Origin of the sequence: Xenorhabdus mauleonii, from assembly GCF_900113945.1 — a bacterium.
In the GTDB taxonomy this organism is placed as follows: Bacteria; Pseudomonadota; Gammaproteobacteria; order Enterobacterales; family Enterobacteriaceae; genus Xenorhabdus; species Xenorhabdus mauleonii.
The window spans coordinates 1-25,491 of record NZ_FORG01000003.1 but is presented as its reverse complement, the minus strand read 5'-3'; the positions used below and the strand labels follow the sequence as shown (position 1 = coordinate 25,491).

Genomic DNA, 25,491 nt, shown 5'->3' with positions numbered 1-25,491 from the left:
TATGCTCCCGAGGATGCTCTCACTTACCGCCGCGATGCAACTTGAAATCCATTGTGTATAGCATAATTAATGCTAACAACATATAGCGGAATTAAATATCACAGGAACATAAAGTCATATATATAAAATATATGGTTTGGTGATTTTAATTTATATTATTTAATAAATGCAGTGATTAAATAATATGAAAATTCTATGCTGCCGTGTTGAATAGATTGACTGTTTAACAGCGATTAATTTCTTTATTTTAAAGAACTTTATTTTACAAATTTAGAGTAAATTAGGGTAATAAATTGAAATGTTATCTTTCATTTGCTCTGAATGATTAAAAAAATATTGCTTGATTAATTTATCTGTTGCATTATTCGTCATGAAGATGGTTGTATTAATAATTAAATAAAATGATTTAAGTGCAAATGATAGTTGAAGTTTATATTAAATTTTCTTTTGTCCATTTATTTTTTAAAAAGGAAAAATCAATACAATTTCTGAATAAATAAAAGGTAAGTTAATGGCTTTCTATTATGTTTTAAATGGCTATTGATAGTTTTGGGACTGTATTGGTCTATTAATATATATTTATTGAGCCTATGATTAATTATTTGATTCTTTTATTTATGAATAGCTTTATTTTAAAGATCAGTGAAACAATGGCCGTAGCGAGAAACGCATTATGTTAAAACGTAAATATTTAACTCAATCTGAAATTGAACAGCTATTAGCTGAATTAGGAAAAGGGGCTAATTCAGAGCGTAATATTTGTATGCTTTTTATGGGATTTCTCCATGGCTTTCGCGTTTCTGAATTGCTGGGGCTACGTATGTCTGATGTTGATTTGCGTGACCGCAGCTTGAGCGTCAACCGTTTAAAAAATGGATTTTCCACTATTCATCCCATGGTTTCACGGGAAATTCAGATTTTGCGTAAGTGGTTATCTGTACGTAAGAAATTTGAAAAATTTGGTAAAAGTGAATGGTTGTTTATTTCTCGCACCGGGGAGCCTTTGTCACGTCAGCAATTCTATAAAATTATTCGAAATACAAGCATTAAAGCCGAAATTGCGGTTTCTGCTAACCCACATATGTTACGCCATTCTTGTGGTTATGCGTTAGCGGATAATGGTGTTGATACGCGATTGATTCAAGACTATTTGGGGCACCGTAATATTCGTCATACCGTCAGATATACTGCGAGCAATGCAGGGCGTTTTGATGGTATTTGGCGAGGAAGAGGGAAGCGAAAAGGAATTGCATCTCAAGCCAATTTGCTAACCAGAATAGATTAAACAATAAAGATAAAACAAATATCATATTTTATTTAACGCTAATGTAACCTGGGTTTTATCATTTTGATATCAGAATTAGTATTCTGAATGAGGCCATGAAATAATATTAATATGATGGAGTTATCATTCCAGCAACTATATCAATAAACATGCCTGTAAAAATACCAGAAAACATTCCCGTAACAATAAATTAATTTTCGAGCTTGGTGATGAGCTAAATGATTGGCGTTCAATAATATGTTGAAAAATATTTGACAATGTTACTCCAATCCAATATTCAGGCCACGCCATATTAAAAATCTCATTTGATTGAGAGAACTTTTCTTACGCTTTATTCCTTTATATAAAAAAAAGCCCTGTTTATTTTTCTAGACAGGGCTTTTAATTTCGGTGTGCAATATTAACTTGTTAAATTTTCACACCGAAATTTTTATATTGAACGACTATATTGAACAACGCCAGAATTACGCAGCGTTAATTCCATATTGCGCACAAACAGAAGCCAGACCACCCGCGTAGCCTTGGCCTACGGCACGGAATTTCCATTCGGTGTTGTGACGATAGAGTTCGCCGAACAGCATGGCCGTTTCGGTTGATGCATCTTCTGTCAGGTCATAGCGAGCAACTTCAACTTGGGTGTCGTCGTTAACCAGACGGATGAAGGCACCGGAAACTTGGCCGAAGCTCTGGCGACGGGTTTGCGCGTCATGGATAGTGACCACGAAAACTACTTTGTCGATGTCTGCCGGGATCTGATCCAGTTTGATTTTCAGTGATTCATCATCGCCATCTCCTTCACCAGTGCGGTTGTCACCAGTGTGCATGATGGAACCGTCAGCCGATTTCAGATTGTTGTAGAAAATAAAATCAGAGTCACCGCGCACTTTGCCGTTTGCTGCCAACAGGAAAGCTGATGCGTCAAGGTCGAAATCCTGTCCGTCAGTCGCGCGGGCATCCCAGCCGAGACCGATCAGAACATTTTTCATGGTTGGCGCTTCTTTACTCAGAGAAACGTTACCGCCTTTAGAAAGAGATACACCCATTGTTATTTCCTCATTTATTACGTTTAGATACCCGTTGTCTGTTGGGTATGGGTTTAATTTACCGGATTTAGCTTGCGTTTTCTTTTTGCGGGAACAACAAGCTGGCAAGTATACCCGCTGCCAGTACCCCAATCACCACAAGCAGGCTGGTTGTCGCCGAAATCGAATAGCCGTGGTGGAATATGTGTTCAGAGGCGTTGAGGCCCAGTTTGATGGCAATAAAGAACAGCAAGGCAATGACTGCTTTTTCTAAATGTACCAGATATTTTTTCAACGCTTCGAGCACGAAATAGAGTGTACGCAGGCCCAAAATAGCGAACATCATGGCGCTGTATACAATCAAAGGCTCCCGGCTGACGGCAATAACCGCAGGTACAGAGTCAAAGGCAAACATCACATCAGACAGTTCAATCACGGCCAGACACAGCATCAATGGTGTGGCATAAAGAGCCGCTTTACCTGCACGACCTACTTTCACATCCGCGTTTTCCGGTTTAGCCAGTTCTGCATCCACTTCTTTTTGATTGAGCATAAAAGCATGCCCGCGCAGTTTCGGCCAGATTGGGAAGAAGCGCTTCACCATCCGGTATGCTATATGTTGCGAATAGTCTTCGATTTCATCATCGTCATCACCGCTTTTCAACATCATGACCGCTGTCCAGCCAACGATAACGGCAAACACGATTTCAACCCACGGCCCCAGTGCCAGCAAACTTGTCCCGATAGCAACAAAAATACCTCGGAAGACGATTGCACCGATGATCCCCCAATACAGGATCCGGTGGCGATAGCGATCTGGAACGGCGAACCAGGAGAAGATTGCCATGATGACAAACAGGTTATCGACGGAAAGGACTTTTTCCAGTGCGTAGCCTGTTACAAACAGACTGGCTGCTTCCGCGCCGTGATGTACATACAGGAAGCCGGCGAAAACAAAGGCAATCGCGATCCAGAAAATAGACCAGAGAGCGGCACTGCGCAGCGAAATCGGCTTATCATGACGATGCATAAAGAGGTCGATAAAGAGCGCACCAACCGACAGAATAATGAATACAGCAACGGTTTCCATCGGAAAACCAATGTGCGTGGATACCATGAAGTAAGCCTCTTAAATAATTATCTGCGATTACAGTTCGAAATCAGCCGGAGCAAAGCCAAGGGCTGTGCAAATTTCCCGGGCAGCATTCTTTTCGTTGTTATCAAAGTCACCATCACTCTTGGCAACTGCGATCCCTACACGTAAAGCAAGCTGCGCCGCTTCTGGCTGCTGTTTCAGTGCCATGATGAATTTCATGGCTTCACCTTTGCCAATGTCAGCATCAAATTCGTAGCTGCTCACCAGTTTGTTGAAAAATTCGATTATTTCGGTGGTATCGAATACTTTCAATTCAGGGGAGCTTTTGATGAACCCGATCATTTTTTGTTTTTCATCTGAGCTGACACCATCGCTTGCCATTGCTACATGTGCGCATACTGCAACCGTTCCTTCCATGAACTTTCTGTTTTTGAAACGGCCCACTTGGTTGCTTAGTTCTTCACGCCCTGCATTGAGCGCTGATTTGATTTTGTTTAAAAAGGACATAAGCCCCTCCGTTTAAATTTGTGATGCAAAAACTGATTGCGTAAAACGTGAACGCGTAAACCCTGTGCCAAAACAGGGATTATTTACTGGCGGATGTCCAGCTAAAGCCCCAGCCAAACGCTTCATCCATATCTTTATGCCCCTTGAAGTATTGATTGATGCGTTCCACTTTGATGGTGCCATTTTCGTTGATAAGACGGGCAACAGCACACATTCCACGATTGTTCTGGCCTTCTGTCAGACGTGTTTCAATCGGAGGTTGTTCAGGGACATGGAGGGTGACGATAGCATCGGTTTTGTCCCAGCTAGGTACCCCTTCGTAGATAAAGGCGAAAATCAAAACTTCACGGATATTTTTCCACTCAAGGCCATTGATGTGGAGCCATTCACCGTCACTGACACTGCCGGTGCGATCGTCACCCTGCAACTTTACGTAAGGCTCGTAGCGGTAATCGCCGAAGCTATTCCCCAACGCCTGTATGACGTCGCGGCTGCCATCTTGCAGACGAACAAATGCCCCGAGATCCAGATCCACGCCTTTATTGGCGCTTGAACCAAACACGTTCTGAAATAAGCCCTTGGAGGCGGAAGAGGTTTGATTCCAGTTCAAATTAACGCGGATTTCACCGAAGTTATCGCGTTTACTCAAGCTGATGATAGGCTTTTCTTTAGTCAGAGAAACCTTACTCAAATTAATGCTGCTGGGTGCCGGTTCTGGTGCGGGTGTTGAACCGGGGGCTGGCGCATCATCAAGGATGTCCATGCCAAAATGCTCTGCCAGAGGCTTAAGGCCACCGTTGAAGCCCTGTGCAATAAAGCGGAATTTCCATTCTCCATTGCGGCGATACAGTTCACCGAGGATTAAGGCCGCTTCTGAACGCCCCTGAATTTCAACATTGCCTTGCAAAATGACATTACTGTTCAGCTCAACCCGAATGGAAAGGCTACGCAGGCTGGAGATAGTCTGGTTGCCATCACAGGTTGCGGTGAATGCCACTTTCTGCACATCTTGGCTCAATGCGGGCAAGTTGACGAAAAACGAGGTATTGATATTGCCGCCAGCCAGACGAATCGTGTTGTCATCATTGACGGGTTGACCGTAGAACACCATGTCGGGATCACCCTTAACTTTCCCATCTGCATACAGGCGGAAAGCCGAGACATCAACAGCAGAGCCTGATAAAACCCGCACGGTGAGTGTCTGGTTGGAAACAGGCGCATTTCCTCCGGGTGTCAGATTCATCAGCGCACCACCGTTTCAACTATCTGCGGAAGCATTGATTCAATCGTACGGCCAAGGCAAGGAGCGCCATGTGCCGTGAAGTCCCACTGGCCTGCATTACGGCGCAGGGAAGAGATGATGATGCCAGTGTGGGCACCTTGTTCATTCAGTTGATAGCGCGCCAGCTCTTCACCGCTTTGATCGACGACACGGCAGAAAGCATTTTCAACATCATTGAAGGTTTGCCCGCGGAAACTATTAACGGTGAAAGCCAGATATTCGACATGGACAGGCAGTTTGAGCAAATTAACGCGGATAACTTCATCATCTCCATCGCCTTCACCCGTCAGGTTATCGCCGGTGTGCTGTACGGCGCCACATTTTGACTGTAATTGACCAAACCATATTATATCGATGGCATTACCTGATTTATCGAGCAGAATGCAGCTTGCATCCAAATCAATCTCATCATTGCCACCGCCGAATAAACTGGCAAGAAAACCTTTCTTTTTGGTCACGGGATCCCATCCCAGACCGAAATCTACTTTAGCCAGCGAAGCGCTCTGTTTGGCAAGCGAAACTGACTGATTTTTACTCAACGAAACCATTAATGACACCTCTATTCTGTTTGTCGGTGAATCACGGTAATTTCACATATTAAAAAATCATAATATGACAAATAGATAGCCTTGATTTGTCATATTATGATTCCCATAAACAGCATGTATTTACAGTAACTGATTGAATAGGAAAAAATCTGGCTTCATTTTTTATAATTTCTTTTCTGGTGGTAAAAGTCAAACAAATTTTGCACTAAAAAATCATAATATGATTGACATGAACTTATTATCAACTCTAGACTGCGATGAGTAATCCACCAATTTGATGATAAATGTTAAATATCACCAAGTTGATTCTTGGCAATTTAACAATTGTTTCTGCTTGGATAGCTAAATTTGTTTTATGGAAAAATGGTCACTGGTTTTATCAGGTATGCCAAATCAACTTAAATTTTCCTCAAAGGCTTCATCATGACAGCATTGAATGATACCGATGTTTCTCTAAAGCAGGCTTATCAAAGCATGGTTTATCAAAAAAAATTGAGCTGCGGAACTCTGACGGTAACGGCATCCCGCGGCAATGCATCTTTGGAAACGCTGTTTGATGTGGCTGAGCGACGCAATCCCAAAAGAGCGTTTTTGTTTGTCAGTAAAGTGCTGGGCAGGCATATTCCTGTCAGCCCAGCGACCATGCGTGCGGTTTATCAGCAACTATCCGAGCGCTTCCCGACAAATCTTTCTGGCCCTGTTTTGTACATCGGCATGGCAGAAACGGCGGTCGGGCTGGCGGCTGGCGTATTTCAGGAAACAAAAGACAAAGTGGATGCCCCGGTATTTTTGACGTCCACCCGTCATCCCGTTGACGGTGATTTATTGTGTGAATTTAAGGAAAACCACAGTCATGCAACAGATCATCTCATTTACTGGCCGGCAGAAGAGCCGTTGCGCCAACGCGTAATGGAAGCCCGCACTCTGGTGTTGATCGATGATGAAGCCACTACCGGAAATACTTTCCTCAATCTGCTGGAAGCGTTGCGCAATTCAGGGCTTAAGTATATTGAAAAGATCGTCACAGTTACATTAACCGATTGGAGTGGCGACTCAGTTGTGAAACGCAGCCCGTTACCGGTTTCGGCGGTTTCCTTGGTTGAAGGAAACTGGCGGTGGGAAGCTGATATTTCTTCCCTTGCTCCGGTGATGCCTGATGTCAATGTCACTGCACGCGGAGAGGTGAATATCATTGGCCGCCAGAATTGGGGTCGCTTGGGGTTGGATGAAATCCAATGTGATATCGGCACCGAGATCCAGGCCAAAGCGGGTGAAAAGGTGTTGGTACTCGGCTCCAGCGAGTTTGTCTGGCAGCCGTTTTTGCTCGCGGAACGACTCGAACGTGAAGGGGCATCAGTGATGTTCGGTTCAACAACCCGCTCCCCCATCTCGTGTGGTCATGCTATCCAGTCAGTGATGGCATTTACCGATAATTACGGGCTGGGTATACCGAATTTTCTCTACAATGTTGCGCATCAGAAATTTGACCGCATACTGCTCTGCCTTGAAACCCCGGGCATGTCTGTTGATCCTGCATTAATGGAGCAGCTTTCCTGTGTTTCCCCGGTTGTCGAGATCGTGGCCTATGGTTAAGCCTGTTTTTTTGACTGACTTGGATGATACGTTGTTCCAGTCACGCCGCAAAATGGAAGACATATCGGATGTATCGTCTTTTCGTGTCGGGGCGGTGGATCGGCAATTATCTCCCCATAGCTTTATGACCGCAAAACAATCCATGCTGGTTGATTGGCTGCTGGCTCATGCGGAAGTTATTCCTGTCACTGCCAGAAATACGGAACAGCTCAGCCGGGTACAGATGCCTTTCAGCTCTTGGCGCATTGCCTCGCATGGTTCGGTATTACTGACACCGGAAGGGGCGATTGATGAAGGTTGGCAATCCCACATGCTGCGGGAGCTGATGCCATTTCGGGATCAGTTGCAGGAATTGGAGTGCTTGAGCCGCCAGTTAATTACAGAGTACGGCATAAATGCTTGGGTACGTCTCGATTGTGAGTATGGGGATGTCCCCGTTTTTTTGATTATTAAACATCGCGATTGTGACAGGTCGCATGAACTCAATGCGCTGGCTGACGCTTTGATGAAAAAAATGAGCCTTCATCAAGATCCTCGCATCCAGCAAAATTTTTATATCCATAAAAACAGCAATAACCTTACCTTACTGCCAAAGTGTGTTGACAAGGGATTGGCCGCCCATCACCTTTTGCACAGGCTTCGTGCGGAAAGAGGAGTTTTTCCCGTCATTGGCTTGGGGGATAGTTTGAGTGATCACCGCTTTATGCAACTGTGCGATTGGTTCGGGATGCCCCAACAAAGCCAGTTTGCTGATACCTTAATGACCGCTTTATTTGGAGCTGTAAACAATGAATAGCTATCCGCCTTTCTCTGGCAGTTATGCCGCTGATGATGTTCAATTCTTGCTAAAGCCTGTGAAAATTGAAATGACGCCAGTGGATGTCAAGGAGCAGTTGATCCAGTCCGGTAGCCGCCATTATTCAGATATGTTGAGTCAGGAACCGGAACCTACGCCTTATCACCTTGAGCTGTTTAAAAAATCGCTTGAGCAAGGGGCGGTCAGGTTGGCGACGGAAGTCGTAATGCTTGCCAAGGCACTGGTATCACGTTTTGGCGATACGCCGATTGTGTTGGTCAGTTTGGTCAGGGCGGGGGTTCCTTTGGGAGTGATGCTGCACCAGACATTGCGGAAAATGGGCAAGCACTCTTTTCATTATGGCATCAGTATCATTCGTGACCGCGGCATTGATGAAACAGCCTTGTCATATATTGAACAGCAACATGGCACAGATGGGCTGGTATTTGTCGATGGCTGGACAGGCAAAGGGGCAATTACGGCAGAATTGTCGCGTTCCTTGGCCGGGAGAGCCGGTTATTCGGGCATTCCGCGCTTGGTGGTGCTGGCAGATCCTTGCGGCTGCTCATGGCTGGCCGCCAGTGATGATGACTGGCTGATCCCGTTTGGCATTATGGGGGCGCCGGTCTCTGGTTTGATATCTCGTTCAATCTGGCAAGAGAGCGGCCTGCATGGTTGTGTGCAATGTGATCATTTGATCGCCTATGAATGCAGCCGCTTGCTGGTGGATACGGTTGCCGATTGCCGTGATCGCTTGGCGCTGGATACCATACCGGAAGCCATCTGGCGGCCGGAAGAAAAGCATTCTTTATTGCAATTGAGCAAGACAGTCATTTCCAACCTTACCGAAAAGTATCAAATTGACAATACCAACCGAATCAAACCGGGTATTGCGGAGGCAACTCGCGCGGTATTGCGGCGTGTACCAGAGCATGTCCTTGTGCGTTCTCAGGCTGATCCCGATGTTGCACTGTTAGTCCATTTGGCTCGCCAAAAAAATGTTGTGATTACGGAAGTTGGTGATCTGATTGGTCAATATCGTGCCGTGACTATCATCAAGAAGGTAGCGTGATGAGATCGATTCCTTCCCCACATCAACTTGGTGCAACCCTGTATATGCCGGCAACCCGGCAAGACATTGCGGAGATTGTGCTGGAAAATAAAATTCCTGGGCTTCGCTCTCTGGTTATTTGTCTGGAGGATGCCGTTAATGAGCAAGATATTCCTGCTGCCATCAATAATCTCAGCCATACCCTGCAAAGATTGGCGGAAACCGGTAACTATTCTTCTTGCAACAAGCCATTGATTTTTATTCGACCACGCAACGAGATCATGGGGCGCTATTTGGCCGCCAATGTGAACCTGAATGCCATTGATGGGTTGGTTTTGCCTAAATTTACTCAGGCTTCGTTGCCTGATTGGTGGGAAGTTATTGGTTCAACACATCTTTGTATCATGCCAACATTGGAAACAGAAGATGTTTTTGACGTCCAGAAAATGAATCAGCTCGCTGACACGCTCAAAGCACATCCTTGTCACGAGCGGGTCATCGCCCTTCGTATCGGTGGCAATGACCTCATGAATGTGATGTCCCTGCGGCGTTCTCGTTCCTTCACCCTTTACGATGGGCCAATGGGGTATGTCATTAAAATGTTGGTCGTGGTCTTTGCTGCAAGAGATTTTGCCCTGACTGCTCCGGTTTGCGAACATATTGATGATTTGAATCTATTGGAAAAAGAGCTGACATTGGATATGGCCCACGGTTTAGTGGGAAAAACAGCCATACACCCAAAGCAAATTGGGTATATCCAGAGAGCGCTTATGGTGAGCGCCCGCGATTATGCCGATGCGTTGAGTATTCTCAGTGCGCAACACGCGGTGTTCAAGTCTCAGGGAGCCATGTGCGAACCTGCAACCCATCAACGTTGGGCGAAAAATATCCTTGAACGTGCTGAACATTCTGGCATTGAACCAGAAGCGGCATAAAATCGAAAGCTGATATATCCGTCACCTTCCACAGTCTGGGTATATATTCTGGCAATATAGTGAGAGCTATAAGGCTTTTAATCTGTTTTAATATTGATTTAGTTGCGATAGAAGCTATGCTGAAATTATTTTCGTAGTTAATGGTAGGGGCTATTTATTGAATGCCCCTCACTTGGTAATAAAAAAATGTTGCTCAGTCCCAAACAATTTAGAAATTTTAAATTAACTTTATTACTTTCACATGGCAAACCCGTCAGCAAGGTTAAAATCGTTCAAGAGCTAGATTGCTCGGAGCCGACGTTAACACGTGCATTGCGGGAATTAAGAGATTTATACTGCGCTGATATCCGGTTTAGTAAAATTGGAAACACTTATCAGTTGGTTGAGAAAGGAATGCTGACCAGAAAGGATGTAAAACGCATCGAAGAGCTCCTTGCCCAGCATCTCAGCCTTGGGGCAGAAGAAACCGCCAGTCATGTCTTTCTTGATAAAGAAAAGAAAAAATCCATTTCCCTCTCCTTGAGAATGTCAGTGATCAGGAAAATTGATGGCTTGTCCAACCGGCTTGAGACAACCAGAAGTGAAATCGTAGAAATGATGGTGGATAAATTTATTGATAACTTGATGCAAGAGACAATGAATAACTCATCACTTAAGCGGAAAAGCCCATAATGCCAGTCGATAGGAAATAACTGGCACTGGGGCGAAGCAGCTTGTTAGCTTGCTTAATGGCTATTACGCGTAAGTTTATCAAGGTATCCCATCACAAATGCGGACAAAACGAAGGTGAGGTGAATAATGACATACCACATCAGTTTATTGTCCGGCACATTTTTGGCGTCCATAAAAATGCGCAGCAAGTGAATAGAGGAAATGGCAACAATCGAAGCCGCAACTTTATTCTTAAGTGAAGTGGCATCCATTTTCCCCAGCCAGCTTAACTTTTCTTTATGTTCATGGATATCCAGACTTGAAACAAAGTTTTCATATCCAGAGAACATCACCATGACCAACAATCCACCGACCAAAGTCATATCAATCAGTGAAAGAAGTGTCAGGATCAGTTCGGATTCCGCAATAGAAAAAATATGCGGCAGGACATGCAGAATCTCCTGAAAGAATTTAATCGCCAGAGCGAGTAGCGTCAGCGATAGGCCGAAATACACAGGTGCTAGCAGCCAGCGAGAGGAATACATAATATTTTCTAGAAAGCGTTCCATGATGTTTTTGAGCTTATTACAAAAGGGACAATATTATAGATCAATAGTGTGACAGCTATGAAATACATATCGTTGTTGGTGTCATCAACAACGTAACTCACTCGAATTAGTAAATGCCATTACATCGAAGCATAAAAATCACGACACTATTTATTAGATAAAACATAACTTGTTTCACAATGTTTAAAATTTATAACGATAAATGTTAACAATATGTGTAATTTTGTGGTGTATTTAAATGGTAAAAGGGATGGTTTTGATTCAGCTTGCTTTTTGATGGACATTTAACAAGCAGCATTTCCCTCCAATCTGTCCTTATTACTCAATGAGCCATCGCCTTGATGGTTTCAACCCGCCTGTACATTAAAAAAACACAGAAATTTGTAAATTTGTATTGTTATAAATCAACCGTGGATGGTCATTAAGATGAAGAAACAAGACAGTATACCCCGAAGTTTTCTGGCTGCTGCTGGCCTGTCAGTCAAAACCCAACCGCGTATCCTTTGCTACGCCATAGCCTGCTGTCTGGCCGCCGCCAGTGCCGGTGCCTATGCAAAAAACGACACATTAAGGAACTATGTCGAAACAGGGCGGCTGGGTGATCCAGCCAGTTGGCGAACTCAAGAATTCCGGAATGAATGGGGACTTGGCGCGATCCGGGCTGATGAAGCCTATGCCAGAGGCTATACCGGCAAAGGGGTCAAGTTGGGCATATTTGATCAGTATGTTTATGCCAAGCACCCTGAGTTTGAGGGAAAAGATAAAGTCATTAACTTAGTGACTAAAGGGCTACGTGAATATACCGATCCCTACCTTAAAGTGGAAAAAGGCACTCCATTTACATACGGTGATGAGCCAAAGCGGCAATATGACAACACATTAGGGAATCACGGTGTTCATGTTGCGGGTATTGCTGCTGCTAACCGCGATGGCAAAGAAATGCATGGCGTGGCCTACAATGCTCAAATTATCAGCGCTGATAACGGCGATCCCGGCCCTGAAGATGGCATTATATTGGGCAATGACGGCGCTGTTTATCAGGCAGGTTGGCATGCTCTGAGAGACAGTGGCGCGCGCATCATTAATAACAGTTGGGCTATTGGTATTCCCAAGAAGCTTCATGATGAAGGAAGCGACCCAAGCGCAGCTCACTTTACCTTAGTTGAAGCCCAGAAGCAGTTTGATGAAATAAAACCGTTTTTAGGTACAAAATCCGGCGGTGCTTATCAGGGCGCAATTGATGTTGCTCGGAGTGGGATTGTGACAATTTTTGCCGCTGGCAATAGTTTTAATTTTAATAATCCGGATGCCATTGGAGGATTGGCTTGGTTTGTACCAGACATTGCCCCTAACTGGCTGACGGTCGCTAGTTTGCAACAAGATCCAAATAGCACCAATAGCGAACCTTATACCATCAGTTATTTTTCTTCCCGTTGTGGCTATACCGCCAGCTTTTGTGTCAGCGCTCCTGGTTCTAGAGTCTATAGTTCAATTATTACAGGAACAGATATAAGTGATTTGGGCGTTGGTTATGGAAATAAAAGCGGAACCTCAATGGCTGCTCCGCATGTTGCTGGTAGTGTTGCCGTATTGATGGAGCGTTTCCCGTACATGACGGGTGCCCAAGTAGCCTCTGTTCTTCGCACCACCGCGACGGATATGGGAGAAAAAGGGATTGATGAGATTTACGGCTGGGGGATGATTAACCTCGGTAAAGCGATAAACGGCCCGAGTATGTTCTACACCGCTGAAGATATTCCTGAGAAATTCCGTATTCCTGATCCTGACGGAGTCGCTTACGGCAATGGCCAATTTATTGCAGATATTCCGGGGGCTGGCGCTGTATTGGACAAGGGCAAACCGACCGAACGTGTCTGTGAGGGTATTCAGTGTGATTCGGATCTCTGGAGCAATGACATTAGTGGCCATGGCGGACTGACTAAACAAGGTCGAGGGGCGTTGAGCCTCAGCGGTGAGAATACCTATTTAGGCCCAACGTTGGTCAAACAGGGATTACTGAATATCAACGGCAGTATTTCTTCCACGGTTTCGGTAATGGAAAATGGAACTCTTGGCGGAGCGGGTATAGTCGGCGCAGTCACTGTACAGCGTGGTGGTACTGTGGCTCCGGGTGATGTCGTTGGTACGTTGAAAGTTACTGACAAAATTATTTTTGAACCAGGTTCTCATTATGCAGTTGAAATCGCTGCTGATGGGCGCGGTGACAATATTCAAGTTGAAAAAAGTGCACAACTGGATGGTGCAACAGTTTCCGTTTCTCTTGAAAATACCGGAAACTTACTTGCCTACAATAAAGTGGATGGCTTCCAGCATCATCCATACCGTATTCTGAATGCACAGAAAGGTATAAATGGGTATTTTGAGCCGCAGACCCGCTCTAATTCCCCCTTTGTCGATACGGCATTGTCTTACCAGCCAAACGAAGTAAACCTCCATGTTGAACGTAATGACATCGCTTTCGTGGATGTTGCCAAGACACAAAATGAACGTGAATTAGCTACTGTTGCTGATTCACTTGGTTTCGGCAATTCAGTTTATGAAAGTATTTTGGCCAGTAATTCTGCGGAACAGGCACGTAATGCATACCGCCAGCTTAATGGACAAATCCACGCTGACGTAGCGTCTTTATTAGTCAATAACAGTCGTTATTTGCGTGACACGCTAAATTCTCGTTTAAGTCAGGCCGAAGGCCGTTCATTGTCATCTGATATCCACGGCGATAATAACGGCGCATGGGTTCGCCTGCTCAGCGCTTGGGAGCACGCTTCTGGTACAGAAAATGCGAGTGGCTATCAGGCTAACAACTACGGTGTATTCCTTGGCATAGACACACTTATTGATGATTACAGCCGCCTTGGCGTTGCGACAGGTTACACCCGTACTTCCCTTAACGGTGGCAATCGCTCTAACGCTGACAGCAATAACTACCATCTTGCCCTTTATGGTGATCGTCAGTTTGGTGACTTTGCTTTACGTACCAACGGGGGATTCACTTGGCATCAGATTGATACCAAGCGCTTGATCAAGTACGGCAACCAGTATGACAATGAAAGTGCGAATTATGACGGGAGAACAGCACAAATATCTGCGGAGCTTGCTTATCACTTGCCGGCTGGTGCTGTGAATTTGGAGCCATTTGTCAATTTCGCCTATGTTAATTTCCAAAATGAAGGCATTAATGAGAATGGTGCAGCGGCCGCACTTCACGGCAACCGTCAACATACTGAAGCGACACTCTCCACATTAGGATTGCGTGCTAACCACAATTGGCAAACCTCATCGGGCTCTTCGATTGCTCTGAATGGCGAATTAGGTTGGCAGCACCAATACGGTGATCGTGAACGAGCAACAGGCCTGTCATTCCGTGGCAGCAACACAACATTTGTCACCCGCAGCGTGCCTATTTCCCGTGACGGAGTGGTGTTGAAAGCCAATGCAGAGGTGAAAGCCAATGACAATGTTTCGGTCACGTTTGGTTATAGTGGTGTGCTGTCCAGCAGTCATCAAGATAATAGTATAAATGCTGGGCTTAGATGGACATTCTGATCGTTAGCGGTTTAATTCTTTGAGAAAACATGCGGAGCCAGTGTTATTTTTGGCTCCGTAATCATGGGATGTATTTTTAAATTTATTAATAGAATCACCTCTCGTTTAATTTATCTTTAATTAGGCGCCAACATGAGTAGCGGATTAAGTAAGGAAACATTCCGGATATGTGACTCACTAAGACCAGCCATTTTAAACCAACATTTACTGTCAATTAGCCATTGCCCAATATCCGGCTGTACTGGCTGACCAAGATCAGAACTATAAACAACATTATTTACTTCTGATAATACTTCAAAAAAATCGTCAGTTGTTTGATAACCGAGATAAACGGTCAATGCCGTTTGCTCTACATAAAGCCAGTCATACTCTCCCAGCGCCTTAAGATCTTTTGCCTTTAGCCCTGTTATTGGGCTGGCGGGCTGGTTAAGCATAAACCTACAGCCACCTGCTGCAGTAATTGCATCAATAAGTTGCATAACTTCGTAATAGGATGCATGGCCAGATGACAATACAATATTGTATTTTTGCGCAAAACTTATTAATTCATGGACCTCCTTTCGCACCTGTCCATTACTATCGACCACAGATGAAAATTGTTGGGAAAATGATTGTGCGGCAGTATTTGCCCAGCTCCGTTTCATTACACTTTCATGATTTGTTGGAACAATCGTGGGCAAATGAACTAATAATCTAGGGGTTTCATCAAACTGGTATTGACTAAGTGCCTGAATGACTGAGTTGGTTGTCATTCCTCCGGCTGCAGCATTCAATACTACCGAACCAAAGACAGGGAGCCTTTCTTCTTGAGCCAATGACGATAAAGCGGCAACACTACCCAAATGATTTTTGAGTACAACTCCACCATTGTACCGTGCATACTCTCTTCCTGCTTCGAGTACATTATATCTACGAACATAGCTATCAGGGCGGGCATGATAATGAAGATCCAGAAAGTTAAATCTCTTTTCCCAGTACCCTATAAATTTTTGATTCATGAGTTATGTTCCCATGGTACGGCATACCCTAATTTTTCTCGGGCGGAAACTAAATCTTCTCCGTTGGTTATTGCTTCAATAATGGCTTGTTCAGTTTTTTCAACATTTTCCGCACGTTCAATAACCGTCAGTAAATGTTGCAGTGGAATGACTAGCACACCATTATCATCGGCAAAAATCCAATCTCCGGGGCATACATTTACATCGCCAATTCTCAGCGCACATTGAGTTTCTACAACCTTGGCTCTATTTTTTCCAGATACCATATAAATCCCGGTTGTAAATAAGGGATATGACAACCTGCGGATTTCCGATACATCTCGAGCTGATCCATAAATCACAGAACCTTCAATTCCTTTTTGTATGGCCTTATAGGTCAAAATATTACCCCAACTGGTACAATCAGTACGTCCTTGGTTATCAACCACTACTATGTGTCCAGAGGGGACTTCATCAATATAATTCCCGGCATTAAGAAACTTTCCTTGTTCTGGAATGATAGGTTCATAACGTACAGTAAAAGCCGGCCCCGTTATTTTCATTCCGGAATTGCGTGGTATTATCCCAGACAATCCTGCGGGAATATTCAAACTATCCATTGCATCTGATATAGCTGCGCTGTCGAGTTTAATTAGCTGTTGTTTGATTTGTTCAATTTCTGCGAGTTGCATTAGATTGTCTCCTTAAGATACATAGTCATATATGGATCGTCGTATGGAAATTTCATTTTCTTATACTATTCACTAAGAAATAGAGTGTATTTCTGACAACATTAGTTGTATCTGTGAAGCGGAATTCGGTAATGCGATTATTTTACTGCCATCGATATTTAAGCTAAAACCAGGAATTGTTCCTGCAATATTAGGTATAATTTCTGCATTGGCCGGAAACATTGCTTGAAGTTGATTTGAAGAGTCGCAATATATTCCTAATTTTTTCAATTTTTGCTGTATTTCCATCCATATATCGTTACGTATTTCTAAAGGTTGGCCTGCTATTCTAGCTATAGCTTTACGGGTTTTATCACCTGAGGTAGCACTGGGTCCACCGCACACAACGATGAGGGAATCCTGCCCCAATCGATGAATTATTGATGTGGCAATTTGATGAATATCATCAGTGCAAACTTGTTGCTGCTTTACTTTATATCCTTTTTTTAGGAGATGGAGATTAATATTCTGAAGATTAGTATTAATATATTGGCCGCTCAGCAGTTCATCACCCACCATAATAATTGATGCTGATTTGTTGGCATATTTTCCGTTTAAAGTATCAATAATAGCTTGTGCCATTTGTTGGGTTGTCGCTTCCCCGCCCAAATCATAAGTTACGGTTTTCCCCGTTCGTATTACATTGTCTACCGCGTAATTAATTCTCATGGCTTCATCAATAAAACCAAGATATTCCAATAACAATGCTATTGTATAAAACATTGCCGCCGGGTTAGCTTTATTTTTACCAGCCATATTGGGTGCACTACCATGGACAGGCTCAAAATATGCAATATCACCACCAATATTAGCGCTGGGGGCTAAACCAAGTCCGCCCATGACACCAGCAGCCAGATCGGACAAAATATCTCCGAACATATTTTCTGCAACAATAACACCAAACTCATGTGGTTTTTTTACTAACCACAATGCGACTGCGTCGACATTGTGAATATCTGCGTTTATCGCTGGATAGCGTGCCGCAACGGTGTCAAAAATAACTTTTGCAAAATGGCCACTCTCCCGCATCACATTTGGCTTATCAGCAAAAGTTACACGCGTATAATTATTTTTCTTTGCATATTCAAAGGCAGTCGTAAACAAACGCTCCAAACCAAAGCGAGTTTGTAAGCGTACAGACCATGCCGCTTCTTCAGGACCATATTTGTCTATATTAGGATGTGTTAACCAATCAGCGACAGTAGAAGAAATGCCTTTAAAATCGAATCCGGCATATAACCCTTCTGTATTTTCTCTAATAACACAGCAACGAAAAGGTTTACGTTCTCCTTCTATATAACGTATAGGTCGAATATTTGCGTATAAACTCAAACGTTGACGCAATTGAATGACAGGTGATATATAATTTCCCGCTTTTTCACGAAGATGCAATGGCAGTGCCTGTAGTGCTGCCTCTTTGCCTTTGCTGGTAATGGCACCGAGTAATACAGCATCAACTGAAGATATTTGCTCCCAAGTGCTTTCAGGTACAGGATTGCCTTCTTTTTCCCAACAAGTCCAACCGATATCGCCAATTGTCAATGTCACAGGGAGATCTAATGCTTTAAATACAGGAAGTGCAGCTTCACATACTTCTTGACCAATACCATCTCCTGGTAAAACAAGAATTTTTTTGTTCATAATGTTTTGAGCCAATCGTTAATTACATCATTAATAAATTTAGGCTGGTCATCCCAAGGTCGCATTCCTGCTTTATCAATGACAGCAAAACAATGTTCGAGGTTAGAACTGACAACTTGATTGCATACAGTTGCTAATTGTGAACTTCTACCAACTATACTCAAAAATTTCCCTTTATAATTATGCAATACTGTTCTTGCATCGAATTTCAGTAATAACGAGAACCCTATTATCAAACGCGTTTGTGCAATATCTCTGAAATGGTTTGGTATAGTGGATGCTGGAGGAAATGGTGTTCCTCCTTCAGGAATAACAAAATCATGCAATAATGAAATAGCTTCATCCAACTGATTTTCTTTCAGTAACGTCATTAATTGTGTTAATTTACCGAAAAGCGGCATATCTATATATCCTGGTCCGCTGATTGAAATGACCCCTGTAAGCATTTTTAAGCGAGGTGCAAGTAATTGTACTGCTGTGCCTGCCATAGCAAATCCAATAAGAAGATAAGGTCTATAAAAACGTTGATTTAATTCTTGCTCAACAGTTTTAATAAAAAAATCAGAATCAATTAAATCAGGATTAGCATGGTTAATTAAAGATAATGTATCAATTATAGTTACACGATACCCATTTTTTTCTAATAATAATGTCAATGGTGTGCAGAAATTCCCTTGATCCCATAACGGCATAATTGGAGAAAAAATTACTGTCTCAGGTCGCAAACATCCAGCATCATCATACTGTGTCATGAAGTTGTTTCCTTTAAGGATCCTATAAGTTGAAATGCATAATTAATTCCATCGCGTAATCCTTCTTCTAGCGTTACTTTATTTTCTACATTCAAATTATACAATCCCATGATTACATCAATAAGTTCACGTTTAGATTCAGAAAAATGTTGGTATGATTGCAGTTCATTAAGTTGATGAAATATGTGTTTAAGATCGTATTGCTTAGTATGTTGACTCAGGTTGAGAAATGATAACCAGCTTTCCAAATTGAGATTGCCAGCACCTTTTCCCATGCCCGATAGAGAACTATCAATAAAAGTCACCCCAGATTTCATAGCTTCAATGCTATTCGCTGTAGCAAGCCCTAAATTGTCATGAGAATGAAAACCCAATTTCAATTGGGTGGCTGTTTTCAATTTATAAAAATATTGTGAAACTTGCTCTGGAAATAGGCTGCCATTTGAATCAGCTAAGTAAATGATATCAGCACCAGAGTGTTCACATTGTTTGGTGATCTCAATAATTTTATTGATAGAGAGCTGGCTTACTCGAGTAAAATTGATACTTACTGTTATGCCAATAGCTTTTGCTGCTTCACATAATGCCAAACATGCCTGTGGATTGTCAGTTTTGATACATAATCTGAGCAAACTAACACCGCTCGCTTTCATTGCATGGATATCACTGACATTAATATTGTGTGGGTGAGCAATAACAGCTAATTTTGCCTCAGGTACCATTTGGTGAATACCAGCAATGTAGCTATCTGGTGATAGGCCTGTTAAGCCAATATTTGGCACAGAACTAAAAGAACCATTGCGATAACCAATTTCAAACCACTCCACTCCTCCATTTCTCAATGCATCAATATGATTGATGGCGTATTCTATTGTAAAATTAAAATTATTTAGATATCCACCATCACGTAGTGTTACGTCTATATTGTTAATCATTTTATATCTCCTTAATTTAAATTATAATTTCTATGGCCAATTAAATAAATTGAGCTACCGATAAGAGCAACAATAGTAATAATAATTGCTGATTTTATGGGGTCGTGGTGAGACATATAACCTATAAGCAGTGACGCTAGTCCCCCACTCCCTAATTGCAATGTTCCCATTACGCCAGAAGCGGTTCCTGCAGCTTGTGTGCTGGCAGAAATTGCTGATGCCGTGCCAAGTGGTAATAAAAAACCATTGCCAAAAGTCAATATTGATATTGTTATTACAGATGTTAATAATGGGTAGGGACTTAAAATCATTTGTATTGTAAAAGCAACACTTCCAATGCTAAAGAACATATAACCATGAGAAATAGTTTTACGTAAACTTTGTTGCCGATTTAATTTCTTAGCAACCAAGTTCCCCAATACATAACTCAATGAGAGTGTTATGTAAGTGTAGCCAATATATTTCTCAGATAACCCCATGGTTTTAAGAATGAAGGGGGATTCTATCAAATAAGAAAAATACGCAGCATAAGCAAAGCAAGGTATAGCGGAATAGTAAAGAAACTCTTTATTCAACAATACCTGATAAATATTGTTAAATATATTTTTAATATTCAGTTTTTGACGTTTTTCTATCGGCAGTGATTCTTTTAGCACCAGCAAACATAATATCAGAGTAACTATTATGAATATAACAAGAAATAAGAAACACGCTTTCCAGCCATAATATTCGTTTAGTATTCCACCGATCATAGGTGCAATTGCAGGTGACATGCCGACAAAAGGAAAAATAATCAGATACACGTTGGCAGCTTCTTCTTTCTCCATTAAGTCATTAATAATAGCACGGCTTAAGGTAATTCCAGCACAAGCCCCTATTCCTTGGAATAGACGCAATAATAATAATTCATTGATATGTGTACTATAGAAAACACAGGCAGTTGAAATCAGCCATATGATCATGCCAATAATCAGGGTGTTTTTTCTTCCCAAGCAATCGCTTAATGGTCCGTAAATAAGCTGGGAAATAGCTATGGAAAATAAAAATATAGCGATTGAACTTTGTACGTTAGATTCACTAACATTATAATAATTCCCCATTTTATCCAAAGCGGGAAGGAATATATCTGATGAAATTAACCCTCCCATAGAAAGAAAAGCCATTAGCACAATAAATAATATAGAGTGAAATTTATTTTTCATAGTAAGTTAATCAATTGATATGGAAGTCATGAATATTATGAGTAAACATAAATTAAAAACATAAATATTTGTTCAACGGAAATGAAAAGTACAATAAAATATAATAATATTATATGGTTTTATTTAACTGATGTTATGATGATAATGTTTTTTATTTTATGGTTTTATTCTTCTGTTATGAAAAATAATTACAACTGTAACAAAGAGATTTAATGAATTAAAACGATGGTAAGCTAATATGGTAAAGGCTAAAGGCGATTTCTATAAATACTTAAATAAAGAGGAATGAAACTGATTTTTAAAATATTCGTATGGGTATGCACACGGGTCAAAGTGTAAAATTAATTGTTAACCCGAATATGTTTCTTGTTCATAGAATCTTATAGATTTCCTGCCCTGAAAAAACAGGTGATTAGAAAAATATATTCCCTTATTTTTGGCTTAGACTCGTTGGAAAGCTATCACTGATTCATCAGGTATAGAATATCAAAATGTCAGCCGAGATTCTGAGTGACACACTCGCCGTAATTGGCCAAATCGTTATAATCACAAAGCAAGTTTATGTCTTAAAGTTGTTTTGAGGGCTTTGATGGGGATAAGCGGGCGGTTTTAGCTAACTAACTCGCCCGTTTATCATAAAAGGGATTAGGAGAACCGTTTTTTCGTTCTATTCTATTTTTCTGTACTTATGTTTTTAGTGTCTAGCGGTTGGCTTTGATTTGATTTTTTCTTACAAAGGATGAGTGTTAGCCTCATTGTTATGGGGAGCGCTATTTTCAACATAATGAAGGCAGTGGGCTATGCGATTAATAACTGTTTAGGCCACATTCTTAGCCATGTTTCCGTTGGGTCAACTGCAACTAGGAGCATTATTGCTGATATAGAGGCTGCCATTATTCCTGTCATGATAATTTGTGAGATTAGGAGGGTGCGCTTATCCATTTGTATTCCAATGTTATGTGGATAGCGCCAACGTTTGACAGCAGGCACCATCCATCGTATTGATGTAGGTGCCGTGGGTTCTGAATTTCGTATCAGACTTTATCTCATTATGAATGAGGGTTGGAATAATCTAACCAACCAATATCTTTGATTATCAAGGCATAAAATGCCTAATACCCCAACGTCATACGAATATTTACCAACTGAAAAAACCGAGTTTAAATCTACGTGATACTGAACATCACCACCCTTAAAAAATCAGGTTATTGTAGATTTCGGAGATCTTCTTGTATGAGCTCTAAGCGATGAAGGGCATCACCTGTTAAAGATCTCAATGGGAAAGGCAGACAAGGAGATTCAACATAATTAAATAATTCTGCTATTGTCGCCATTACCCGCAAACTACCATATGCCCGGAAGAGCTGCCATAGTGGTTCCAATGCCCTGGAAAGCATTTCAGCCCGTTTTATGTCTCCACTTTGCACGGCATTAACGATATCCAGTGCAGTTCTTGGAAAAAGCCCTCCAATGATTGAATACCATGCATTGCATCCGGCAGATAACCCAGTCGTTGCCCGCCAATCACCGCCAATACCGACTGAAATACTTTCAGGAATTTGTTGGCGAAGAAAGGAAATTCGCTCTTTTGCAGTAGGAATATCCTCTGGAAGGCGGGTAAGTTTTATCGAACCGACAGTCGGCAATTTGGCAACTTCTATTAGTAATTCATCGCTAAATTCAAACCCAGTTGTTGCAGGATTATCATATATACATAGTGGTACAGAGAGATATTTGCTGACATTCTCATAGAGTGCATAAACTTCTTCAGCGGTTGGCGTTTGATAAGACACGGGGGCCAACATGACTGCACTGACTCCGGCATTCTGGGCATCTTCTGTCACCTTCAACACATCTTCATAACGAATGGCTCCAATGCCGACCATAACCGGAATTCCATTTGCATTCTCAGTCGCAAGCTTTGCGGCCCGCGCCCGTTGTTCTATTGTCAGATAGGCATAACTGCCTGTAGATCCCAGCGCACCGATAGAATTTACCCCAGCCGCAGCAAGATTCCCTATCAAAGAAATGAAAGCTTTTTCGTCAATTTCCCCTTGAAGCATAGGAGTCAGCGGAAAAGCTGAAAGACCTTCAAACATACTCGATTTCATCTGTTTATTTATCCTCTCGTTGACCAGATATACCTACAGGGAGTTCCTGTGGCTTATAACCAGTCGATGTAAGCTGACATAATCGATCTCGAAGTTTTTTGCGTTTCATAAGAGGGGGAGGTTAAGAAAAAATGTTTCAACGTTATCATCGCGAAACCACACATCCACCGCTCATCAGATTAGCAGGTTTCTGAGGTGCCCGGAATTCTTATACCAACCAAAACCCATTAATGTCGTAGTTCAAATCGGCAGTAAAGCCAGTCCGGTTGCGCTCTGGAAGTTTGCCGCCCAGCGGCGTCACTTGGTAATCGCTACGCCGTTACGCAAGTGACGCCACGCAGTTTTCGGGACGTTTGTTATTCGTGGATAAGCATGTTGGTGAATGTTGTACCAGCTAAAACGGTATCGGCCAGAACGTGTCAGATACCATTCTGCGGGGAGTGTGTGATAAGCCGGTGCATAAGACCGGTAAACCTTCATCGCCGGACGGTGGGTTATGTGTCCGGCAATATCTGCTTCCAAAAGTGCGCAGATGTACCACAATTCTTGCTCTCCCTTTCAGGCTACGAGAGTTTTTGCTCGCCACCCGAAGGCGATCTTTGCAGGCGATAAGATCGTTGTAGTCACACGATAATGTATTATCGTTTGGATTAAACAAGTTCAAATTTTTTTTTGTCGCGGTCAGGAAATAGAGGGCACTTCTTTAGTTTCTTCCCATTGTTTTTTGCATTCAGTCGGTAAAATTCCACCATTATAGTTGTGGGACAGGAAAGTGCCCTCTGTCTGTTGACCACTATAGTGTAGTATGTGGTGCATGTTTAAACACCAGTTTCCATCCTAACAGTTTGATTGAAATTTTTAGCCAGAAATCTCATCATTTCCCCTAAAATCTCGTCTGATTTTTCAATAATGGGTATATGAGCAGCATCCCGTAATACTACTAGCTTTCCACCACGAGCAGTTGCCATTTCTTGTGCGGCTGTGGGTGTAGCGACAATATCATTTTCGCCGACTAATACTAGTACTGGAGTTTTCTTATTCTTTGGTTGCCCCGGTGTAATTTGTGATAATGCTTCGGCACATTTCGCATAACCTTTTGCTGAGGTACGGCATAACATCTGTTTCATTACCTTACATCGACTAATTTCTTTTCAGCGAAAAAACAATAATCAAGCCATGGCTATTTTGAGCTCCCTATTACTGGGAAATAATCTATCACTATAGACACAGATATAAATTGACCTACCGTAGAGAGAAATAACACTATTAATAAAAAGGGAGCTATAGCTGAATATCCAAACTTAATTATTACATATGGCTAATCATTCAGTTGTCACGAATGGGAATAGCAGCTTTTTTGGGTGTACTACGGTAACGCAAATACAGGTTATTGAGGATTAGTGCAGAACCCGTGATGCAAGCCCCGGCGATTTCAGGAGCACTTGGCTTTATTCCGGTCATCGCTGAAATAGAGAAAGCGGTGATTGGTACGATATCCATGAATAATACACCGTTAAGTGGCGTTAGGATTTTATTACCAATATTCCAGCACAGGATCCCAATGAAGCCTGCAATGAAAGCTGTGTAGAATACATGTGGAATAACAAACACGAACTCACTGATTGCTGGTACAGGGACAATACCACAGGCATACAGTATACCGTTCAGTACTACTATACTTATCACCCCCAGATAAGTCGTCAACGCAGTATATTTTAACGGTGACCAGGTAGGAAAAAATGAAGCTCCCACAGTGTAAATAACCCAACACAGTGCGCCGAGAATGATAAGTCCATTTGCGGAATAGCTGGAGGGAAAATCAAAAAGATTACTATAGTGACCTTTAGTAATCACAGTCATTACACCAAAAAAGGACATCAGGATTAACCCAATAGAGATAGCTGGAGGTGCACCTTGCGTAATACCCAGTTCACAAGAATGCTAAGCATTGGCATAGTTGCCATCATTATGGAGGCCGTTAATGCGCCACATTGCCAGCTCTACCGCGATTTTGGTCAGCAAGCGCCCGCAATAAGCCGATAAGCGGTTCAAAAAATCAGGTGAGGCTTCATGAGGCAGTGTAGGGTGATGACGTGATTTTGTGGTGGTGAGTGCTCCGGCCATATCGTTAGCCGGGTTGGATGTCAGAATATCGTTCTGGGTGGCATAGCGCATGATAGCGGTAACACGTTGTTGTAATCGCTGGGCGATGTTGTGTTTACCCGCATCATCAATGGCCT

At 42.4% G+C, this 25,491-nt stretch carries 25 protein-coding genes and 1 pseudogene; 7 read left to right on the top strand and 19 right to left on the bottom strand.

The window, feature by feature from the left end:
• Positions 1-673: 673 nt before the first annotated feature.
• On the top strand, positions 674-1,285 hold the full coding sequence (locus BM100_RS03275; RefSeq protein ID WP_092507924.1) for a tyrosine-type DNA invertase: 612 nt from the start codon (positions 674-676) through the stop codon (positions 1,283-1,285).
• Between the two features lie 464 nt (positions 1,286-1,749).
• Here BM100_RS03275 and BM100_RS03270 read toward each other — a convergent pair whose 3' ends face one another.
• From BM100_RS03270 to BM100_RS03250, 5 genes are all read right to left on the bottom strand, one after another.
• Positions 1,750-2,328 carry a TerD family protein gene (locus tag BM100_RS03270; RefSeq protein WP_092507922.1) on the bottom strand — a complete coding sequence of 193 codons (579 nt, stop codon included), beginning with the start codon at positions 2,326-2,328 and terminating at the stop codon, positions 1,750-1,752.
• A 67-nt stretch (positions 2,329-2,395) separates the two neighbouring features.
• A complete protein-coding gene (locus BM100_RS03265; RefSeq protein ID WP_092507920.1) occupies positions 2,396-3,424 on the bottom strand; it encodes a TerC/Alx family metal homeostasis membrane protein in 1,029 nt (342 codons plus the stop codon).
• A gap of 30 nt (positions 3,425-3,454) precedes the next feature.
• Positions 3,455-3,910, bottom strand: a complete 456-nt coding sequence (locus BM100_RS03260) for a tellurite resistance TerB family protein (protein WP_092507918.1) — start codon at positions 3,908-3,910, stop codon at positions 3,455-3,457.
• Positions 3,911-3,989: 79 nt separating this feature from the next.
• Complete coding sequence (locus tag BM100_RS03255) at positions 3,990-5,153, bottom strand: TerD family protein (RefSeq protein ID WP_092507916.1); 1,164 nt, start codon at positions 5,151-5,153, stop codon at positions 3,990-3,992.
• Complete coding sequence (locus tag BM100_RS03250; protein WP_092507914.1) at positions 5,153-5,740, bottom strand: TerD family protein; 588 nt, start codon at positions 5,738-5,740, stop codon at positions 5,153-5,155. The genes BM100_RS03255 and BM100_RS03250 overlap by 1 nt, the downstream gene beginning before the upstream one ends.
• Positions 5,741-6,163: 423 nt before the next feature.
• Between BM100_RS03250 and BM100_RS03245 the strand changes: the two genes are divergently transcribed.
• The 5 genes from BM100_RS03245 (at position 6,164) to BM100_RS03225 (ending at position 10,787) form a co-directional block, all read left to right on the top strand.
• On the top strand, positions 6,164-7,333 hold the full coding sequence (locus BM100_RS03245) for a phosphoribosyltransferase domain-containing protein (RefSeq protein ID WP_175494902.1): 1,170 nt from the start codon (positions 6,164-6,166) through the stop codon (positions 7,331-7,333).
• Positions 7,326-8,129, top strand: coding sequence for an HAD family hydrolase (locus BM100_RS03240; protein WP_092507912.1), 804 nt, complete (start codon positions 7,326-7,328; stop codon positions 8,127-8,129). Before BM100_RS03245 ends, BM100_RS03240 begins: the two co-directional genes overlap by 8 nt.
• Complete coding sequence (locus BM100_RS03235; protein ID WP_092507910.1) at positions 8,122-9,201, top strand: cysteine protease StiP family protein; 1,080 nt, start codon at positions 8,122-8,124, stop codon at positions 9,199-9,201. Before BM100_RS03240 ends, BM100_RS03235 begins: the two co-directional genes overlap by 8 nt.
• Positions 9,201-10,115 (top strand): HpcH/HpaI aldolase/citrate lyase family protein, encoded by a 915-nt coding sequence (locus BM100_RS03230; protein WP_092507908.1) that lies wholly within the window; start codon positions 9,201-9,203, stop codon positions 10,113-10,115. Before BM100_RS03235 ends, BM100_RS03230 begins: the two co-directional genes overlap by 1 nt.
• Positions 10,116-10,301: 186 nt before the next feature.
• A complete protein-coding gene (locus tag BM100_RS03225; protein WP_092507906.1) occupies positions 10,302-10,787 on the top strand; it encodes a tellurium resistance protein TerW in 486 nt (161 codons plus the stop codon).
• A 53-nt stretch (positions 10,788-10,840) separates the two neighbouring features.
• Here the strand turns inward: BM100_RS03225 and BM100_RS03220 are convergent, their stop codons facing one another.
• Positions 10,841-11,335: a TIGR00645 family protein gene (locus BM100_RS03220; protein WP_092507904.1), complete on the bottom strand. Its 495-nt coding sequence runs from the start codon at positions 11,333-11,335 to the stop codon at positions 10,841-10,843.
• A 426-nt stretch (positions 11,336-11,761) separates the two neighbouring features.
• Here BM100_RS03220 and BM100_RS03215 point away from each other — a divergent pair, with 426 nt between their 5' ends.
• Positions 11,762-14,902: an autotransporter domain-containing protein gene (locus BM100_RS03215; RefSeq protein WP_092507902.1), complete on the top strand. Its 3,141-nt coding sequence runs from the start codon at positions 11,762-11,764 to the stop codon at positions 14,900-14,902.
• A gap of 116 nt (positions 14,903-15,018) precedes the next feature.
• On the opposite strand, the gene BM100_RS03210 is transcribed toward BM100_RS03215, so the two are convergent.
• The 13 genes and pseudogenes from BM100_RS03210 to BM100_RS03165 form a co-directional block, all read right to left on the bottom strand.
• On the bottom strand, positions 15,019-15,900 hold the full coding sequence (locus tag BM100_RS03210; RefSeq protein WP_092507900.1) for a DUF6282 family protein: 882 nt from the start codon (positions 15,898-15,900) through the stop codon (positions 15,019-15,021).
• Positions 15,897-16,571 (bottom strand): RraA family protein, encoded by a 675-nt coding sequence (locus BM100_RS03205; protein WP_092507898.1) that lies wholly within the window; start codon positions 16,569-16,571, stop codon positions 15,897-15,899. Before BM100_RS03205 ends, BM100_RS03210 begins: the two co-directional genes overlap by 4 nt.
• Before the next feature lie 72 nt (positions 16,572-16,643).
• Complete coding sequence (locus BM100_RS03200; RefSeq protein WP_092507896.1) at positions 16,644-18,251, bottom strand: isocitrate/isopropylmalate family dehydrogenase; 1,608 nt, start codon at positions 18,249-18,251, stop codon at positions 16,644-16,646.
• Complete coding sequence (locus BM100_RS03195) at positions 18,248-19,003, bottom strand: alpha/beta hydrolase (protein WP_092507894.1); 756 nt, start codon at positions 19,001-19,003, stop codon at positions 18,248-18,250. Before BM100_RS03195 ends, BM100_RS03200 begins: the two co-directional genes overlap by 4 nt.
• On the bottom strand, positions 19,000-19,938 hold the full coding sequence (locus BM100_RS03190; RefSeq protein ID WP_092507892.1) for a beta/alpha barrel domain-containing protein: 939 nt from the start codon (positions 19,936-19,938) through the stop codon (positions 19,000-19,002). The genes BM100_RS03195 and BM100_RS03190 overlap by 4 nt, the downstream gene beginning before the upstream one ends.
• An 11-nt stretch (positions 19,939-19,949) precedes the next feature.
• Positions 19,950-21,140, bottom strand: coding sequence for a multidrug effflux MFS transporter (locus BM100_RS03185; RefSeq protein WP_092507890.1), 1,191 nt, complete (start codon positions 21,138-21,140; stop codon positions 19,950-19,952).
• A gap of 798 nt (positions 21,141-21,938) precedes the next feature.
• Positions 21,939-22,082, bottom strand: a complete 144-nt coding sequence (locus BM100_RS24160; protein ID WP_476756451.1) for a DUF2798 domain-containing protein — start codon at positions 22,080-22,082, stop codon at positions 21,939-21,941.
• 263 nt (positions 22,083-22,345) lie between these two features.
• Positions 22,346-23,239, bottom strand: coding sequence for a dihydrodipicolinate synthase family protein (locus BM100_RS03180; protein WP_092507888.1), 894 nt, complete (start codon positions 23,237-23,239; stop codon positions 22,346-22,348).
• 309 nt (positions 23,240-23,548) lie between these two features.
• The gene (locus BM100_RS22445) at positions 23,549-23,794 is read right to left on the bottom strand and encodes a hypothetical protein (RefSeq protein WP_139216924.1); all 246 of its coding nucleotides are present in this window, start codon (positions 23,792-23,794) and stop codon (positions 23,549-23,551) included.
• Between the two features lie 138 nt (positions 23,795-23,932).
• Complete coding sequence (locus BM100_RS23785) at positions 23,933-24,067, bottom strand: hypothetical protein (RefSeq protein WP_274539933.1); 135 nt, start codon at positions 24,065-24,067, stop codon at positions 23,933-23,935.
• A 2-nt stretch (positions 24,068-24,069) separates the two neighbouring features.
• A complete protein-coding gene (locus tag BM100_RS03175) occupies positions 24,070-24,378 on the bottom strand; it encodes an alpha/beta fold hydrolase (protein WP_139216923.1) in 309 nt (102 codons plus the stop codon).
• 199 nt (positions 24,379-24,577) lie between these two features.
• Positions 24,578-25,105, bottom strand: coding sequence for an EamA family transporter (locus BM100_RS03170; RefSeq protein ID WP_139216922.1), 528 nt, complete (start codon positions 25,103-25,105; stop codon positions 24,578-24,580).
• A 135-nt stretch (positions 25,106-25,240) separates the two neighbouring features.
• Positions 25,241-25,491: pseudogene (locus BM100_RS03165) on the bottom strand (phage integrase central domain-containing protein); the annotation flags it as partial.

What these genes read in the sequence shown, in the direction of transcription:
- BM100_RS03275 (WP_092507924.1), top strand. Translation starts at nt 674, where the DNA reads ATGTTAAAACGTAAATATTTAACTCAATCTGAAATTGAACAGCTATTA.
- BM100_RS03270 (WP_092507922.1), bottom strand. Translation starts at nt 2,328, where the DNA reads ATGGGTGTATCTCTTTCTAAAGGCGGTAACGTTTCTCTGAGTAAAGAA.
- BM100_RS03265 (WP_092507920.1), bottom strand. Translation starts at nt 3,424, where the DNA reads ATGGTATCCACGCACATTGGTTTTCCGATGGAAACCGTTGCTGTATTC.
- BM100_RS03260 (WP_092507918.1), bottom strand. Translation starts at nt 3,910, where the DNA reads ATGTCCTTTTTAAACAAAATCAAATCAGCGCTCAATGCAGGGCGTGAA.
- BM100_RS03255 (WP_092507916.1), bottom strand. Translation starts at nt 5,153, where the DNA reads ATGAATCTGACACCCGGAGGAAATGCGCCTGTTTCCAACCAGACACTC.
- BM100_RS03250 (WP_092507914.1), bottom strand. Translation starts at nt 5,740, where the DNA reads ATGGTTTCGTTGAGTAAAAATCAGTCAGTTTCGCTTGCCAAACAGAGC.
- BM100_RS03245 (WP_175494902.1), top strand. Translation starts at nt 6,164, where the DNA reads ATGACAGCATTGAATGATACCGATGTTTCTCTAAAGCAGGCTTATCAA.
- BM100_RS03240 (WP_092507912.1), top strand. Translation starts at nt 7,326, where the DNA reads ATGGTTAAGCCTGTTTTTTTGACTGACTTGGATGATACGTTGTTCCAG.
- BM100_RS03235 (WP_092507910.1), top strand. Translation starts at nt 8,122, where the DNA reads ATGAATAGCTATCCGCCTTTCTCTGGCAGTTATGCCGCTGATGATGTT.
- BM100_RS03230 (WP_092507908.1), top strand. Translation starts at nt 9,201, where the DNA reads ATGAGATCGATTCCTTCCCCACATCAACTTGGTGCAACCCTGTATATG.
- BM100_RS03225 (WP_092507906.1), top strand. Translation starts at nt 10,302, where the DNA reads ATGTTGCTCAGTCCCAAACAATTTAGAAATTTTAAATTAACTTTATTA.
- BM100_RS03220 (WP_092507904.1), bottom strand. Translation starts at nt 11,335, where the DNA reads ATGGAACGCTTTCTAGAAAATATTATGTATTCCTCTCGCTGGCTGCTA.
- BM100_RS03215 (WP_092507902.1), top strand. Translation starts at nt 11,762, where the DNA reads ATGAAGAAACAAGACAGTATACCCCGAAGTTTTCTGGCTGCTGCTGGC.
- BM100_RS03210 (WP_092507900.1), bottom strand. Translation starts at nt 15,900, where the DNA reads ATGAATCAAAAATTTATAGGGTACTGGGAAAAGAGATTTAACTTTCTG.
- BM100_RS03205 (WP_092507898.1), bottom strand. Translation starts at nt 16,571, where the DNA reads ATGCAACTCGCAGAAATTGAACAAATCAAACAACAGCTAATTAAACTC.
- BM100_RS03200 (WP_092507896.1), bottom strand. Translation starts at nt 18,251, where the DNA reads ATGAACAAAAAAATTCTTGTTTTACCAGGAGATGGTATTGGTCAAGAA.
- BM100_RS03195 (WP_092507894.1), bottom strand. Translation starts at nt 19,003, where the DNA reads ATGACACAGTATGATGATGCTGGATGTTTGCGACCTGAGACAGTAATT.
- BM100_RS03190 (WP_092507892.1), bottom strand. Translation starts at nt 19,938, where the DNA reads ATGATTAACAATATAGACGTAACACTACGTGATGGTGGATATCTAAAT.
- BM100_RS03185 (WP_092507890.1), bottom strand. Translation starts at nt 21,140, where the DNA reads ATGAAAAATAAATTTCACTCTATATTATTTATTGTGCTAATGGCTTTT.
- BM100_RS24160 (WP_476756451.1), bottom strand. Translation starts at nt 22,082, where the DNA reads ATGGATAAGCGCACCCTCCTAATCTCACAAATTATCATGACAGGAATA.
- BM100_RS03180 (WP_092507888.1), bottom strand. Translation starts at nt 23,239, where the DNA reads ATGTTTGAAGGTCTTTCAGCTTTTCCGCTGACTCCTATGCTTCAAGGG.
- BM100_RS23785 (WP_274539933.1), bottom strand. Translation starts at nt 24,067, where the DNA reads ATGCACCACATACTACACTATAGTGGTCAACAGACAGAGGGCACTTTC.
- BM100_RS03175 (WP_139216923.1), bottom strand. Translation starts at nt 24,378, where the DNA reads ATGAAACAGATGTTATGCCGTACCTCAGCAAAAGGTTATGCGAAATGT.